This window comes from Parabacteroides sp. PH5-46, assembly GCF_029892785.1.
Classification (GTDB): Bacteria; Bacteroidota; Bacteroidia; order Bacteroidales; family Tannerellaceae; genus DFXE01.
Genome location: NZ_JARXXA010000005.1, coordinates 248,874 through 265,783, shown reverse-complemented (window position 1 = coordinate 265,783; position 16,910 = coordinate 248,874). Strand labels below are relative to the sequence as shown.

Below are 16,910 nucleotides of genomic sequence, written 5' to 3'. Positions count from 1 at the left end.
AAATATATGAAGACAATAAAAATATTAGCCGCATGTTCAATATTCTTGTTCGCCTTTTCAGCTTGTGATTTGACAGATCTGAATGAAAATCCGAACAATCCTACAGCGGACGTGGATTACAATATGAATGACGCTCAGCTGGCAGCCGCACTACGCAAGGGGATTGCTATGGAAGGCGACGATGAGCAACGTGTAAAATCATTAATGCTTGACTTTTATGCCCAGGTAGCTGATGGTGGCAATTGGAATTTGAAAAACTATTTTATGAATGATGACTGGAACAACCGTATGTACAAACGGGTTCAGTCTAATATCGCAGGTTTGAATATCGTTATCCGCGACTTGACGGAAAAAGGCGACGAATACAAACACTCTATTGCTGTTGCTAAGATCTGGCGTATTTTTACAGCTGCCAGCGGATTTGACTATTTCGGCCCAATTCCATTGCCAAAGTATACAGAAGTAGAAGCGAATCCTCCTTATATGACAGTAAAAGATGCTTATGCAGAGTTCTTCCGTGAACTGGACGAGGCTGTCAGTATGTTGGATCAAAGTAGCGGGAATAATATCTTTGCAGATGCAGCATCGGATATTGTGTTTAAAAATAGCGTTGAAAAATGGCGTAAGTTTGCCAATTCTTTGCGTTTACGTTATGCAATGCGTTTGTCGGAAGTAGATCCTGCCACTTGTGCATCGGAAGCTGCTAAAGCATTAGCTTCAGGCGTAATGGAAGAAAAAGCTGATGCAGCCAAATTACCTCCTAAGGCTAATGGCGATTGGGGTGCTGACTATAACTATACGATGTTCCAGATTACCTGGGGTGGTCCGCTGCTTATGACCTCTTCTTTTGAAAAGTTGGTAACCAATATTGGTGGGGTTGACTTCCCGACAAATATTGTAAATAAGAGAAAAGGCTTGACAGATGCTCCTACTCCTCTATCAGGTGTTCATCCTGAAAAGGTAGACCCTCGTGCTACGATTATGTTTGACCCGGCTTATGAATCAGGCGATTGGAAAGGAATGCCTTACGGATTATCTTCTACAGTCTATGGAACAGAAGAATATAAAACTGTATTATATGCTGAATTTGGATATATCATCCGTGATGGAGCGCCTTATAAAAGCCGTCCATATGATGTGTTCCTGTATGAAGAAGTGTGTTTCCTGAAGGCAGAAGCTATGCTTCGCGGATTTGTTGGCGGAGATGCTAAGAGTGAGTATGAAAAGGGTGTTCGCGCGTCCTTTGAAACCTGGGGTGCTCAGGGAATTGATGACTATCTGGCTTCTACGGCTAAGAATAATGCCGGAACAAGTGCCAACTATGATGATATAGCCGGTGATGGTAATACACAACTGGAAAAGATCATTACCCAGAAATATCTGGCAGCATTTCCTGATGTATCATTTGAATCATGGAATGACAAACGCCGCTTGAATCTTCCGCGTCTGGATGTTGCTATCCATCGTGATGAGGCACAGTACAATTTGAGCAATACAGATATTAAAGATCCTAAGAATTTCATCAAACGTATTCAATATCCGCAAGCTGAAATAGCAAACAACACTGCCGAATACAACAAAGGTGTAGAGCTATTAGGTGGAAAAGATGTTGTATCTACGCCTATTTGGTGGGATAAGAATGCTAATTATTGCACATCCTCAAAATAATTATAAATTACATTCCCTTTTAGAAAACATGTCTGAAAAATGACAGATTGGAAGAGGCTGCCCTTGATGGGTCGCCTCTTTTTTTGTGTTGTATTTTTATCTGAATAGTTATTTTAATATCTTTGGCAGGATTATATTTCAAAAAAGACGATAATTTTTGTCGATGAGAAAAAACGCTGTCACATTTATACTTATATTTTGTTTATCCTTTGTATTTAATCATATTTATGCACAAAATACATCGCTGTCTATCAGTGTTTATAATCGACCGGTTTCGGAGATTTTAGATAGGATTGAAAAGCAGACTTCCTTCTCATTTGTTTATGATGCCAGGATGGTAGATGTCAGTTTCCGTTTTACTTTGCATGTTCAGGATAAGAGCTTATTTGATGTCTTGAATTATATATTTTCAGATACAGATATTGCTTTTACTGTTATTAATAAACAGATTATTCTCAGCAAGAAAGAGAATGTAGTGCCGAATCGGCAGCAGCTTGTTACAGGAACGGTAGTTGATGATAAGGGGATACCTGTTATCGGAGCGAATATCTTCGTAAAAGAAACAAACCAAGGGACTGTTACGGATGTATTGGGCAATTTTAAAATGAGAGTACCTCTGGATTCTACTTTGCAGGTATCTTATATAGGCTATCATCAACAGCAGATCGTTTATACCGGACAGCAGGTACTGAAAATAACACTCATTGAGGATATCTGGAACCTGGAAGAGATCGTGGTTACAGCATTAGGTATCAAAAAGCGGGAAGCTTCCCTTACATACTCCTCACAATCCTTAGCTGGGGTTGATATTACAAGAGTCAGATCCCAACATTTAATGAATACGTTGAATGGTAAGACTACCGGAATACAAATAAATCGTAGTTCAGCCGGATTGGGTGGTTCTGCCCGTGTGGTTATCAGAGGGAGCCGTTCTATCAGTGGAAATAATCAACCTTTATATGTGATAGACGGAGTGCCTACTATCAATACAACGAATGAGCAGGCCGTTTCGGCTATCGGAGGAACAGCCAATGCCGCTAATAGAGACGGGGGAGACGGTATCTCGAACTTAAACCAGGATGACATTGAAAGTATTAATATACTAAAAGGAGCTTCAGCTTCGGCACTCTATGGTTCGCAGGCGGCAAATGGGGTAATACTGATTACCACGAAGAGTGGGAAGGCTGGTGTGAAACGGGTAGAGTTTTCGTCAAATCTGGCAATAGATAAAGTAACTAATTTGCCTGAATTTCAAAATAATTATGCCCGTTCAGACGGATCGACCAGTAGCTGGGGAGCGTATGGCAATCTTCCCAAATATGATAATCTGAAAGACTTTTTCAATACAGGTGTAAGTGTCAATAATTCCATATCTTTTTCTTCCGGTAATGAGAAAATGCAATCTTATTTTTCATATGCCAACAATACAACATTTGGTATTATAGAAGATAGTAATATCAAGAAACATAATATAACCCTTCGTGAGAAAACCACTTTGTTTGACGATCGTCTGGCACTGGATGGTAATGTAAACTTGATTATTCAGGATGCGAAGAATAAACCAACATCGGGAGGTATATACATGAATCCTTTGTATGGGCTCTACTCGTTTCCCCGAGGAGTTGATATGTCGCCTTACAAAGATACGTACGAGGTATTTAATCCGGATCGTAATATGTATGTCCAGAACTGGTTTACGGAGATTACAGACTATGACCAGAATCCGTATTGGCTGATAAATCGTATGCAAAGTACGGATAAACGTTTTCGTGTGATCAGTTCTGTAACAGCTACCTTTACAATTACTGACTACTTAACCATTCAGGGAAGAGGTAATATCGATCATATAAGTGATAAATTTCAACAGAAAATATATGCTAGTACATCTCCTGGTATTGCAGGAATGAACGGGCGTTATATTGATTATGATTATGAAGAAAGATTGATGTATGGCGATATCATGGCAACCTTTAATAAGACTTGGAGTGATTTTGACTTTCAGGCGGTTGTTGGATCTACCATATCAGACAACAGGGTTACCTCGCTTCGTCTGGACTCAAAGACAGCTTCTTTGTTCTATCCGAATGTCTTTACGATAGCCAATATCAACATGTCCAGCAGTGCTTTCATTGATGAACGGAATGACGATAGGAGACAGCTTCAGTCTGTTTTTGCTACTGTATTGGCGGGTTATAAGGAAAGGCTTTATCTGGATGTCAGTGCCAGGAATGACTGGTCGTCTACTTTGGCCTTCACCAAAAGCCATGAGTCGGGATATTTTTATCCTTCTGTAGGACTGGCATGGATTATTAATAACACCTTTAAACTGCCCGAATGGGTTTCCTTTGGAAAACTGAGGACTTCGTGGAGTAAGGTAGGTAATGATATCCCTATGTTTGTGAGTACTACTGTGTCACACATTGGAGCCGGAGGATCTTTGCTTCCCAGTGATATAGCTCCTTTTGGTGATTTGAAACCGGAAATGAGTACTTCCATAGAAATAGGTACGGAGTGGCGATTGTTCAGTAACAAACTATCCTTTGATTTTACTTTTTATCAGACAAATACGAAAAACCAGTTGTTTACACTACCTTCATCGGCCGGTGCCACACATAAGTATTATGCTGTAAATGCCGGTAATATACAGAACAGAGGTATCGAAATATCCTTGAGTGGGAGTCCGGTTGTTACCAATCGTTTTGTCTGGAAGTCAGCTCTTAACTATTCAAGAAACGAAAACCTGGTAAAGGAATTACATAAAGACCTCCCCACTTTTGTATATGGCGATGAAGGCTTTTCTTCCAGCTATTCCATGCGTTTGGTAGAAGGAGGATCATTCGGAGATATCTATGGGAAAGCCTTTGATCGTGACCCTGTAACAAAAGAGATAAAGTATGGAAACGATGGAATACCTATTGTTGTGGGCGATGGCAATACAATAAAAGTAGGGAATTGTAACCCTGACTTCTTATTGGGCTGGAATAATGTGTTTTCGTATAAAGACCTAACGTTTACTTTTCTGCTAGACGGACGTTTTGGCGGTAGCGTATTGTCGCAAACGCAAGCCATTCTTGACCAGAATGGTACGTCTAAAAGAACAGGGGATGCCCGCCTGAAGGGATATGTAGAGCTTGAAGGACATAAGATAGAGAATGTAAAGGATTTCTTTGAGCAAATAGGAGGACGTAGCGGAGCTACAGAATATTACATGTATGATGCTACCAATATCCGCTTAAGAGAGCTATCCATAGGCTACACATTACCTAAAAAGTGGATGGAGAAAACGAAATACCTGCAACAGGTACAGCTCTCCCTGGTAGGACGTAACCTTTTCTTCCTGTATAATGATGCACCTTTTGATCCGGATGTAGTCCTCTCCACAGGTAATAATAATCAAGGCATTGAGGTTTTTGGTATGCCCTCTACCCGGAGTTTTGGTTTTAATCTGAAAGTTACTCTCTAAAATATGGATAGAAAATGAAACATATATATACTGTTATATACGCTATGTTGCTGATATCCTATGTGGCTATTTTTCAATCGTGTATCGGTAAGTTTGAGGAGTATAATACCGACAAGACCGGCTTTACGGATGAGCAACAGGAGTATGATTTCAATAAATACGGTATTCCCTTACAGGTTGTGCAACAGGGGATTTACTTTAATCATGATTGGGGAGGGGGGAAGAACTGGCCTTTTCAGGTGATGCAGAATCTGAGTGCTGATATGTTTTCGGGCTATATGCATAGCTACAATCCCTTTGTAGCCGGCTTAAGTAATACGGTATATAATCTGAATGACGGATGGAATGGTACAGCCTGGGAAAACACCTATGGCTATATTATGACAGAAATAAAGAAAGCAGAAGATCTTAACAAAGAAGAACTTCCGGCGTTTTATGCTGTGACAAAAATATTGAAAGTAGAGCTTATGCACCGTATCTCCGATTATTACGGACCAATCATTTATACTACTTTCGGAGAATCTATTACAGGTTCGGAGCCCGACTCTCAGCAAGAGGCCTATTATGCTTTTTTTAATGATTTGGAGGAAGCTATCCATATCTTGCAAGATTATGAAACAGAGAGTGGTTTTGCCAAGTTTGATATATTGATGAATGATGATAAACGCAATTACCGTCAGTGGATGAAGTTTGCCAATTCCCTGCGTTTGCGTTTGGCTATGCGTATATCAATGGTAGAACCGGATAAAGCACGTATGGAAGCTCTCAAATCTTTTGATCCGGCTAATGGCGGTTTTCTGGAGGAAGATAATGATATGGTGGCTGTTTCTACCATTGGGACAGGCTATTCCAATCCGTTGGGAGAGATCAATAAGTCATGGAAAGAAGCTTCCATGAATGCTAATATGGAGTCTATTCTAGGTGGATATAAAGATCCCCGGATTTCTAAATATTTTGAACTGGCAACGGGTGATGGATATGCCGGTGAATACAGAGGTATACGGCAGGGAACTGGTTTTAATCATACGAAGTATATCAACCACTCCAGATTAACGGTCAGACAAAGCTCAGAAGCTATTTTAATGACGGCTGCTGAGGTTTGGTTCTTGCGAGCAGAGGCGGTTTTACGCGGATGGTCGTCGGAAGATATAGCGAATTGCTATCAGAGAGGAATAGAAACTTCCTTCATCCATTGGGGCGTAGGAAACGTTTCCGAGTACCTGGAAAATGAGAATATAGCTGCCGATTATATTGACACATTTAATCCGGAATATAGCATAAAAGCCAGATGTAAGGTATCTCCCCGATGGGATCCGGCAGCATCTCAGGAAGAAAAGCTGGAACGGATTATCACACAAAAGTGGATTGCTATGTTTCCGGAAGGCTGTGAAGCCTGGGCAGAGCAGCGTCGCACGGGCTATCCCCGCTTGTTCCCCGTATTGGTAAATAAGAGTGAAGGGACAATAGATTCCGAAATAATGATCCGCCGATTGAACTTCCCGGTAGGCATTAAAACGGCTAATCCCGCACAGTATGATAGCTTATGCCGGAAACTGGGAGGTGCCGATCATGGCGGTACCCGCTTGTGGTGGGATACGGGACGGAATTTCTAACTCTTTCTGTACTCCATAGGAGATATACCCATGTGCTTCTTGAAGAATTTACCGAAGGTAGACTGATCGGAAAAATTGAGCATATCGGCCACTTGCTGTACTGTAGCTTGTGGCGCTTTCAATAATACTTTTGCTTCGATAATCAAGGCCTCGTTGATCCATTTGTTGGCCGACTTACCTGTCAGCTCTTTCAATATAAGTGAAAGGTATTGAGGGGTTATGAATAGTTTTTCTGCATAAAATGTAACGATATGCTGTTCGCGTGCATGGGTTGACAGTAGCTGCAGGAAATCGTTCAATAGTTCCTCTTTTCGGGAAAGGACGGGAGGGCGTATGTTTTCTTTTTTTCCTACCATAATATTGGCCAGTTCCAGCAAGAAGGCCACGAAGGCATTTTGTAGTACTTCTTTATGGAAACTGTGTGTCCGCAACCTGATTTTTTGTTGAAGAATCAGGAATGACTTATTTACATGCTCGGTTTCTTCCGGTTCAAAGGCGATGATCGGATTTTTCCGTAATAGCATATAATTAGTCATTGAGGGACTTCGCTTGGCGGTATTTATCTCTTCCAGAAATGATTTGTCTATCAATAATATTTTTGCTTTAAAGCTTTCGCTAACACTTCCTACTTGAAAAACATGTGTTGGCATAATAGTAGCAAAGGAGTTCTCTGTAAGGGTGTAGGGTATGTAGTCCAGGCTGATTTCTACTGTGCCTTTTAAAATTAAAATCATAAAAAGCGCATTTATACGAACAGGCTCTGTACGATCCTGAATGATGAACTCACTATCAGATGCACTTGTGTCTATTTCCTTGATAATAAGTAGATCCTGAAAATTGTCGGATAGTATGATGTGATTATTTATTTCTGCAATTTCTATGAGGGGTAATTTATACATAATAGATCGTATTTTTATGTCGTAAAAATATTATGTTTCGTTTTTGACGAACAAATATACGTTTTTATCTTCTATTCAAGCAAATTTAATTGATAGCTTCTTTGCTTTTAATTCAATAATGAGCGGAATATGTCTCCGACCTTATTGTATTTTGCTATCTAAAATTCGCTTCTTTTGCTTTGTCTTGTATTCTTTTGTTTTTCAGATATTTGTGTTGTTAAAAAAACGCATACGTGTGTTTTGAAAATCAGATACATGCGTTTTTTAAATTGCATGCGTGCGTTTGAGTAAAAGCATGTGTGCAATTTTTCATTTCCTGTATCTTATTGTTGTATAGAATTGAGTTTAACTTGAATAAAGGTCAACTAATTTCTATTTTGACTAATCCTGTAACAGAATAAACCATTTCGGTTTCCTTTATTTGTTTGACCTTTGTAGCCGAGAATTCTGTGTTTAAATAATTGTAATGATAAAAGAACAAATAATAACGACAGCATTAGACCTTTTTTCTCAATATGGGATTAAGAATGTAAGCATGGATGATATCGCTCGCAATATGAGTATATCTAAGCGTACATTATATGGTTTCTTTGAAGACAAAGAAACTTTATTAATGGAAGGAGTAGAATATACAAATAATCGCCTGGGAACATTTTTAAGCCAATTGGAAAAGGAGCCTCATACTGCTTTAGATATTATCATACTGTTTTATGAAGAATTAATGAAGCGCCCACGTTGGTATAATCCTAAATATTATGAGGATATGAGGCGGTATCCAAGGGTTATGGAAAAAAGAGAATGTGATAAAAGTTCTTTTACAACGATTTGCACAAGGCTTTTTAACAGAGGAGTGAAGGAGGGTGTTTTCCAGGATGATGTGAATTTTGAGATTGTAGGCTTATTGGCAAAAGAACAGATGAAGATGATTCGCCCTTCAAAAACATTTTCAAAGCATACGAATTCAGAGGTTTACAATACAGTTCTTATTACATTTCTGAGAGGGATATGTACAGATAAGGGACGTAAAATTCTGGAACGATGGATTACTGTAAAACAAATCTATCATATACAATGAGAGGGTATATTAATGTAATAAATATCAATAAACCAAATATAAATGAAACGATTAGGATTTAGCAAAAAGAGGATGTTGGCAGTATTAGTGATGCTGCCCTCTCTAGCCTTTACTACCATTAGAGCACAAGAACAACCATTGGTGCTTGATTTGGAGAAAGCCCTGGAGATTGCGATGAGTGAAAGCCCTACGATACAAGTAGCCAATCAGGAAATTGAAAAAAAGAAATTTGCCAAGAAAGGTGCTTATGCTGCCTTGTTCCCACAAGTTACTTTTGGCTTTGATTATAGCCGTACGTTGAAGAAGCAGGTTATGTATATGGATGGCGATGCGTTTAATATTGCCGATATGTTGACGCCTGTGATGGATCCCATTATTAAAGGGGCCGACCAAACATTGCAGGATATAGTACCCGGCTATAAACCAGGATCATTGCAAGATCATATCAACGCGAATACACCTCCTCCGGCGGAGTCTTCCGGAGGAAATGATGGAATTTCTGTTGGTCGTGATAATAACTGGAGTCTGGGCTTCAATGCTGCTATGCCTTTGATCAATGCTTCGCTATGGAAAAGCATTGCTATTACCGGACAAGATGTAGAATTGGCTGTAGAACAGGCACGTTCATCTAAAATAGATTTGACCAATCAGGTAACGAAGGCTTTTTATAGTGTATTGTTGGCTAATGATTCTTATCAGGTATTTAAAGAAAGCTACGATAATGCCATGAAGAACTATGTTGATATAAAGCAAAAATATGAACAAGGATTAGTGGCTGAGTATGACTTGATCAGGGCAGATGTAGCGGTAAGAAATGCCGAACCGAATATGCTACAGGCAGAAAACTCTGTCAAATTGGTGAAATGGCAGTTGAAAGCTTTATTGGGCGTAGATCTGGATTTACCTCTTGAGTGTGAAGGTAAATTAACGAACTATCAGTCGGAACTGTTTGGTGACTTCCTGACTACTACTACCGATACTGCACTTACGGATAATACAAGCCTGAAGCAGTTGGATATTCAACAAGGACAGTTAGTCAATACATTAAAGATGCAAAAGTTTGATTTCCTGCCTACCTTATCGCTTACCGGATTGTATAACTGGAGCTCGATGAATAACGATTTCAAATTTAAAGATTACCAATGGAATCCTTATTCAATGATAGGTATATCACTGTCTATCCCAATCTTTTCGGGTGGCAGTAAGATACAGAAGGTAAATCAGACAAAGGTGATGATGACGCAATTAGACCTGCAAAGAGATGATCTGAAGCGGAATCTGCAGTTAGCCGTGAGACAATCACTGGATAACATGAATACCTGTGTGAAACGCTTTGATGCTGCACAGAAAGGTGTTGAACAGGCACAGCGCGGGTATATGATTTCTCAGAAACGCTATGATACCGGTGCCGGTACTCTTTTGGAAATGAATGATGCGGAGCTGGCAATGACACAAGCGAAGCTGAACTTCAACCAGGCTATTTATGACTATATGACGGCAAAGTCTGATTTGGAAAAAACATTGGGAAAACAAGCTAATTAACAATGAGAACAAAAACAATTAATTACAAAGATATGAAAACAAGTAACGTGTTTAAATTCATACCAGTTGCGGCATTTGCGATACTCTTATCGTGTGCTGGTGAGAAGAAAGAAACAACTACAGTTGAAGAGAAGGTGAAAGTGAAGGTGGAAACTGTAAATAAACAGGATGTGGAGCAACTTAGTGAATTTACCGCTACTGTAGAAGCTCACGTAACCAATCAGATAGCTCCTCAGTCTCCTGTTCGTATAGCCAGGTTGCATGTAGAAGTTGGAGATCATGTAAGAGCCGGACAAGCATTGGCTACAATGGATGATACTTCCTTGAAACAGGCAAAGATACAAATGGATAATCAGGAGATAGAGTTCAATCGTATTGACGAACTTTACAAAGTAGGAGGTGCTTCCAAGTCTGCATGGGATGCTCAGAAAACAGTTTTAGAAGTAAGCAGAACATCTTACAAAAACCTGGAAGAAAACAGTAAGTTGCTAAGCCCGGTAACAGGTATCGTTACAGCTCGTAACTATGATAATGGCGATATGTATAGCGGTGCAAATCCAGTATATGTGGTAGAGCAAATCCGTCCGGTAAAGCTAATGGTTAATGTGTCTGAGAGCTTTTTTACACAGGTAAAGAAAGGAATGGATGTTGATGTCAAACTAGATGTGTATGGAAATGAGGTCTTTAAGGGAAAAGTAAACCTGGTATATCCTACTATTGATCCTTCTACCCGTACATTCCCTGTTGAAATCAGAGTTAATAATAACGACGAACGGGTACGTCCTGGTATGTTTGCCCGTGTTACCATGAATTTTGGTTCTCTGCAGCATGTAGTAGCTCCGGACCAGGCAATAGTGAAGCAAGCTGGATCGGGCGATCGTTATATCTATGTTTATAAAAACGGAACAGTAAGCTACCAGAAAGTAGAATTAGGACGCCGTATGGGAAATCGCTATGAGGTTATTTCAGGCGTAGAGGATGGTAACCAGGTGGTGATTACCGGTCATAATCGTTTGACAAACGGTATGTCTGTAGAAGTTATTAATTAAGAAAATTAATAGAATATGAGTTTATATGCAAGTGCGGTTAAGAAACCGATCACTACAGCTCTTGTGTTTGTTGCTGTAGTTATCATGGGGCTTTTTTCCCTGACCAGATTATCGGTTGACCTGCTACCCGAGATAGAATCAAATATGATATTGGTGATGACTGCTTACCCGGGGGCAAGTGCAGCCGATATAGAAACGAACCTTTCCAAACCATTAGAGAATGTACTTAATAGTGTGAGTGACTTAAAGAATATCACTTCACAATCCAAAGAGAATATCTCTATTGTTACGCTCGAATTTGAGTATGGAACAGATATAGATGTGGCAACCAATGATGTTCGTGACAAACTGGACATGGTTTCTTCAGCTTTGCCGGATGATGCGGAAAATCCGATTATATTCAAGTTCGGAACAGAAGATATTCCTATTCTGGTACTTTCGGTAACAGCGAAAGAAAGTATGGATGCCTTATATAAAATTCTGGATGATAAAGTTTCAAATCCATTGGCTCGTATCAGTGGAGTAGGGGCTGTATCTGTTTCCGGAGCTCCTATTCGTGAGATTCAGGTATATTGCGATCCGTATAAGTTAGAAGCGTATGGACAGACAGTGGAAAGTGTTTCTGCTATCATAGGCCAGGAGAACAGAAATACCCCTGGAGGTACCATTGATATAGGTTCCAATACCTACGCATTGCGTGTACAGGGCGAGTTTACTGATGCTTCTCAGATGTTGAATTTGGTTATCGGAACTAAGGATGGCAAGTCAGTCTACTTACGCGATGTAGCTCGTGTAGTTGATGCCGTAGAAGAACGTATGCAGGAAGCCTATAATAACGGCGAAGCTGGGGGTATGATTATTATCCAGAAACAATCAGGAGCTAACTCTGTAAATATCTCGAAAAAAGTACTGGAAAAATTACCAGAATTGCAGGAAGATCTACCTTCGGATGTACAGTTAGGACTTATAGTTGATACTTCTACAAACATCTTGAATACGATAGATAGTTTGGTGGAAACAATCAGTGTGACCTTCCTTATTGTAATGTTGGTTGTATTCCTGTTCCTCGGACGCTGGAGAGCTACCTTTATTATTATTCTTACAATTCCTATTTCGTTGATTGCCGCATTTGCTTATTTGCTGGCTTCAGGAAATACGCTGAATATCATTTCGTTGAGTTCTCTCTCTATCGCAATTGGTATGGTGGTGGATGATGCCATTGTAGTTTTGGAGAACGTTACCACCCACATCGAACGAGGAAGTAAGCCCAAACAGGCAGCTGTGTATGCAACCAATGAGGTGGCTATTTCAGTTATTGCTTCTACGCTAACGATGTTGGCTGTGTTCCTACCATTAACAATGGTTACGGGTATTGCCGGTATTCTGTTCAAACAGTTGGGTTGGATCGTTAGTATCATCATGATTGTATCTACACTGGCTGCCTTGACGCTTATCCCGATGCTTTGTTCTCAAATGCTTCGCCTGGATCCGAAGAAAGGAAAATTATATACTTTGTTCTTTACTCCAATAGAGAAAGCATTAGATAAACTGGATAATGGGTATGCGCGTTTGCTGGACTGGTCTGTCCGTCACAGGAAAACCATCATAACTGGAGCAGTCTTGATCTTTGCAGGAAGTATGTTACTGATTCCGGCAGTCAAAACAGAGTTTTTCCCAACACAGGATAATGCGCGTATCGGTATTAATATACAGTTGCCGATAGGTACTCGTCAGGAAATTACTCGTGAGCTGGCTCTCCAGATTAATCAGGAATTTATGGATAAATATCCGGAAATTGAAGTGATAAACTTCAGTGAAGGGCAGGCAGATACCGACAATACATTTGCCCAGCTAAGCGCGAATGGTACACATATTATAGACTTCAATGTCAGCTTATATAGTGTTGGTGTACGTTTGGAAAAGAGTGGAAGCAACAGAGGCTTGATTGAAATATGTGAGTTGATGCGTAAAGACTTGGCTGCATACTCGGAAATCAAGAAGTTTGAAGTAATGGCCGGAGGTGGCGGCGGCATGGGTAGTGAGACAACTGTAGATATAGAGATTTATGGTTACGATTTCACGGAAACAGACCGGATAGCTGCAGAGATAGCCGAACGGATGAGAAACACAAAGGTTACGACACAGGTAAACATTAGCCGCGAAGACTATATTCCGGAATATCAGATAGATTTCGACCGTGAAAAGTTGGCTTTAAACGGTTTAAATGTAACAACTGCCTCTATGTATCTTCGTAATCGTATAAACGGCTCTTTAGCATCTCAGTATCGTGAAGACGGAGATGAATATGACATCCGCGTACGCTATGCACCGGAATTCCGTCAATCCATTGAAGACCTTGAAAACATTATAATGTATAATAATGAAGGAAAGGGAGTTCGTATCAGAGACGTTGGAGTAGTTGTTGAACGTATGACGCCTCCTACGATTGAGCGTAAGAATCGTGAACGTGTGATCACCGTATCTGCTGTTGTAGGCCAGGGGGCTGCCTTAAGTGATGTTGTAGCAGTAGCTAATAGGGAGATGAGAAGTATAGAGATGCCATCGGAAATCGGCTGGTCTATCGGAGGTACTTACGAAGATCAACAGGATACATTCCGCGACCTTGGAATACTGATGGTGTTAATCATCATTCTGGTATTTATCGTGATGGCGGCTCAGTTTGAATCACTTGTCGACCCCTTTGTGATTATGTTTACTATACCGTTTGCTATTACAGGGGTAGTTCTGGGATTATCCATTACGCAAACCCCATTAGGTGTAATGGCTCTTATCGGGCTTATTATGTTGATGGGTATTGTAGTGAAGAATGGTATTGTGATTATAGACTATATGATTCTGTGTCGCGAAAGAGGACAAAGTATTATTACAGCTGCTGTTACGGCAGGGAAATCACGTCTTCGTCCGGTATTGATGACAACATTAACTACCGTATTAGGTATGCTTCCGCTGGCATTAGGAACGGGAGAAGGTGCTGAAATGTGGCGTTCTATGGGTATGACAGTGGCCTGGGGACTTTCTGTATCTACTTTGATTACACTGGTGTTGATCCCTGTTGTTTACTGTATTTTTGCAGCCAACGGTGTAAAACGCAGACGCAGGAAATTTGCCAAATTACGTCACTTGGAGAATCTTTAATTTTAACGATTAACGTTTAATGATTAACGTTTAATCCAACATAAGATATGGATCGTTAAACATTAAACGTTAACCGTTTGCTGTTAATAGTTAATCGTTAATAATTAATCGTTAAATATATATGAAAGCTGTATTTATATCATTCAATCAGGCATATTATGAGATGATCATTGCTATAATGGATCGGAACAACATAAGGGGATTTACATATTGGGATGAAGTACACGGACGTGGAAGCAAAACCGGAGAACCTCATTACGGAAGCCATGCCTGGCCTACATTGAATTCTGCTATACTCGCTATTGTGGAAGATAGACAAGTTAGTAACTTCTTGGATTTACTGAATAAATTGGACAAGCAAACAGAAGCACAAGGTTTACGTGCTTTTGTATGGAATGTTGAACAAACAATATAACTTCATGATCCCAAGCGTTATTACATTTACTCTTAAAAAGAAGAAAACTCGACTATTGTATTTAGGAGCATTGTTGGCAGTTGTGTTTGGTAGTCTGGAACTTTACTTATTTAGTTTATTGAAGTATGGAGCCGGGAAATTCATATTGTTATGCCTTGTAATCGTTTCTTGTATATATGCGATATTTTGTGTAGCTAGCTTGATCCGGCTGAAGAAGGAGAATTTTACAGGTATTTATATTTCGGACGAAGGGATAAATGATATCTCTACCGGGAATAATTACGGAAGTGTTCTTTGGCAAGATGTTGAAAGTGTTAAGATTATGGATGAGTTAGGAAACCCCAATAGAAAGTATATTGTATTGAAAGTTCATAATCCTATAGATTATATTCAACGGGAAATCTCTTTAAGCAAACGACGTTCTTTGGAGCTGAAGCTTCAGTACTACGGGTCTCCGATCTGTTTTTCCAACAGGGCGTTGAATTGTACATTTGATCAGCTAAAAGATGCAGTGTACGTAAAGTACAATCACTATAAAGATATGCATCCTGTGTAAGTATAAATCAAAATAAGAACGAATGAGAGAGCAAACAAGGATTCTTCTTTTTGAAAAGAACGAAGTGGTAGGTACTATGCTACAGGAATTCATGGATTTGGGAAATGTTCCTGCCAGTACCTTTTCGGATTATGCTGAAACATACGCATCCTTCAGCAAGGAACGGCAAGCAATCTGCCTTATTAGCCTTGAGGATGTACCGGATGAAGGCTTTTCTTTAGCAAGAAGAATTAAAGACCTTGAAAAAGATGTTGTTCTGATTTTTCTAGGGTCTAATCCTTCTCTTGAAACGCTCACGAAAGCCTATGAAATAGGGGCTGATGATTTTGTACGTAAGCCATTTATCCTGGAAGAGTTATATATGCGTGTTCTTGCCATCTTAAGGCGAGCCTATGGTTTTAACCTGCGGGAAAATCCGGTGTATCGTATTGGTAAATACACTTTTGATACGCACAAGCAAACACTTGTGATAGGCGATACTACAATAAAGATAACAACAAAGGAGTCTGATTTGCTCAGGTATTTATGTGAACACATGAATGTTCTGGTAGAAAGGGAGAGTGTTTTACGGAATGTCTGGAAGAACAATTCATTATATAATGCCCGGAGTATGGATGTTTATATTGCCAAACTTCGTAAATTGCTGAAAAATGATGAATCTGTTTCTCTTGTGAATGTACACGGGAAGGGATACAAATTATTGACAAATATATGACACTAGAGTATTTTTATATCTTTTTAGGTGTAATGAGTGTAATAGCGTTAATCGTATTCATTACTCTGTACTTTGTGGAAGCAGGTTATGGTATGTTGTTTGATAAAAAATGGGGATTAGCCATACCAAACAGGATTGCCTGGGTATGTATGGAAGCCTCTGTCTTTTTTATTATGTTGTATTTGTGGAGCCAGTCAGACAGAAGGTTTGATGTGGCTCCTTTTGTTTTTTTTCTGTTTTTTGAATTACATTATCTTCAGCGGGCTTTTATCTTCCCATTATTGATTAAAGGGAAGAGCAAAATGCCGGTCAGCATCATGTGTATGGGGATTGTGTTCAATATCCTGAACGGTTATATGCAGGGTACATGGATCTTCCATCTGGCACCGGATACGATGTACACTGCAGGCTGGCTAACCAGTATTCCCTTTATCATGGGTAGCGTTTTGTTTTTTGCCGGCATGTTTATCAACTGGCAATCCGATCATATCATACGGCACTTAAGAAAGCCGGGTGATACGGCACATTATCTGCCGAAAGGAGGAATGTTTGATTATGTTACATCTGCTAATTATTTCGGGGAAATAATAGAATGGATTGGCTTTGCAATCCTTACCTGGAGCCTGAGCGGAGCTGTTTTTGCCTGGTGGACAATCGCTAATCTGGTGCCTCGGGCTAATACGATTTATAAACGTTACAAAGCCGAATTTGGTAATGAATTGGGTGCTCGCAAGCGGGTAATTCCATTTATTTATTAGA

At 39.8% G+C, this 16,910-nt stretch carries 12 protein-coding genes; 11 read left to right on the top strand and 1 reads right to left on the bottom strand.

Going from position 1 to position 16,910, the window contains the following annotated elements:
- Positions 1 to 6 precede the first annotated feature (6 nt).
- From M2470_RS07500 to M2470_RS07490, 3 genes are all read left to right on the top strand, one after another.
- Positions 7 to 1,668 carry a SusD/RagB family nutrient-binding outer membrane lipoprotein gene (locus M2470_RS07500; RefSeq protein WP_280744420.1) on the top strand — a complete coding sequence of 554 codons (1,662 nt, stop codon included), beginning with the start codon at positions 7 to 9 and terminating at the stop codon, positions 1,666 to 1,668.
- 163 nt (positions 1,669 to 1,831) lie between these two features.
- The gene (locus tag M2470_RS07495; RefSeq protein ID WP_280746495.1) at positions 1,832 to 5,131 is read left to right on the top strand and encodes a SusC/RagA family TonB-linked outer membrane protein; all 3,300 of its coding nucleotides are present in this window, start codon (positions 1,832 to 1,834) and stop codon (positions 5,129 to 5,131) included.
- Positions 5,132 to 5,145: 14 nt separating this feature from the next.
- Positions 5,146 to 6,744: a SusD/RagB family nutrient-binding outer membrane lipoprotein gene (locus M2470_RS07490; protein ID WP_280744418.1), complete on the top strand. Its 1,599-nt coding sequence runs from the start codon at positions 5,146 to 5,148 to the stop codon at positions 6,742 to 6,744.
- Here M2470_RS07490 and M2470_RS07485 read toward each other — a convergent pair.
- Positions 6,741 to 7,643: a helix-turn-helix domain-containing protein gene (locus M2470_RS07485; RefSeq protein ID WP_280744417.1), complete on the bottom strand. Its 903-nt coding sequence runs from the start codon at positions 7,641 to 7,643 to the stop codon at positions 6,741 to 6,743. The two genes, M2470_RS07490 and M2470_RS07485, sit on opposite strands and share 4 nt — an antisense overlap.
- 466 nt (positions 7,644 to 8,109) lie before the next feature.
- On the opposite strand from M2470_RS07485, the gene M2470_RS07480 reads away from it, so the two are divergent.
- The 8 genes from M2470_RS07480 (at position 8,110) to M2470_RS07445 (ending at position 16,909) form a co-directional block, all read left to right on the top strand.
- Positions 8,110 to 8,718, top strand: coding sequence for a TetR/AcrR family transcriptional regulator (locus tag M2470_RS07480; protein WP_280744416.1), 609 nt, complete (start codon positions 8,110 to 8,112; stop codon positions 8,716 to 8,718).
- A gap of 42 nt (positions 8,719 to 8,760) precedes the next feature.
- Positions 8,761 to 10,260: a TolC family protein gene (locus M2470_RS07475; protein ID WP_280744415.1), complete on the top strand. Its 1,500-nt coding sequence runs from the start codon at positions 8,761 to 8,763 to the stop codon at positions 10,258 to 10,260.
- 32 nt (positions 10,261 to 10,292) lie between these two features.
- A complete protein-coding gene (locus M2470_RS07470) occupies positions 10,293 to 11,309 on the top strand; it encodes an efflux RND transporter periplasmic adaptor subunit (RefSeq protein WP_280744414.1) in 1,017 nt (338 codons plus the stop codon).
- A gap of 15 nt (positions 11,310 to 11,324) precedes the next feature.
- Positions 11,325 to 14,465 carry an efflux RND transporter permease subunit gene (locus M2470_RS07465; protein ID WP_280744413.1) on the top strand — a complete coding sequence of 1,047 codons (3,141 nt, stop codon included), beginning with the start codon at positions 11,325 to 11,327 and terminating at the stop codon, positions 14,463 to 14,465.
- A gap of 121 nt (positions 14,466 to 14,586) precedes the next feature.
- On the top strand, positions 14,587 to 14,880 hold the full coding sequence (locus tag M2470_RS07460) for a PG0541 family transporter-associated protein (protein ID WP_280744412.1): 294 nt from the start codon (positions 14,587 to 14,589) through the stop codon (positions 14,878 to 14,880).
- Positions 14,861 to 15,436, top strand: coding sequence for an STM3941 family protein (locus M2470_RS07455; protein WP_280744411.1), 576 nt, complete (start codon positions 14,861 to 14,863; stop codon positions 15,434 to 15,436). Before M2470_RS07460 ends, M2470_RS07455 begins: the two co-directional genes overlap by 20 nt.
- Positions 15,437 to 15,458: 22 nt before the next feature.
- On the top strand, positions 15,459 to 16,151 hold the full coding sequence (locus tag M2470_RS07450) for a response regulator transcription factor (RefSeq protein WP_280744410.1): 693 nt from the start codon (positions 15,459 to 15,461) through the stop codon (positions 16,149 to 16,151).
- Complete coding sequence (locus M2470_RS07445) at positions 16,148 to 16,909, top strand: DUF1295 domain-containing protein (protein WP_280744409.1); 762 nt, start codon at positions 16,148 to 16,150, stop codon at positions 16,907 to 16,909. The genes M2470_RS07450 and M2470_RS07445 overlap by 4 nt, the downstream gene beginning before the upstream one ends.
- Position 16,910 lies beyond the last annotated feature (1 nt).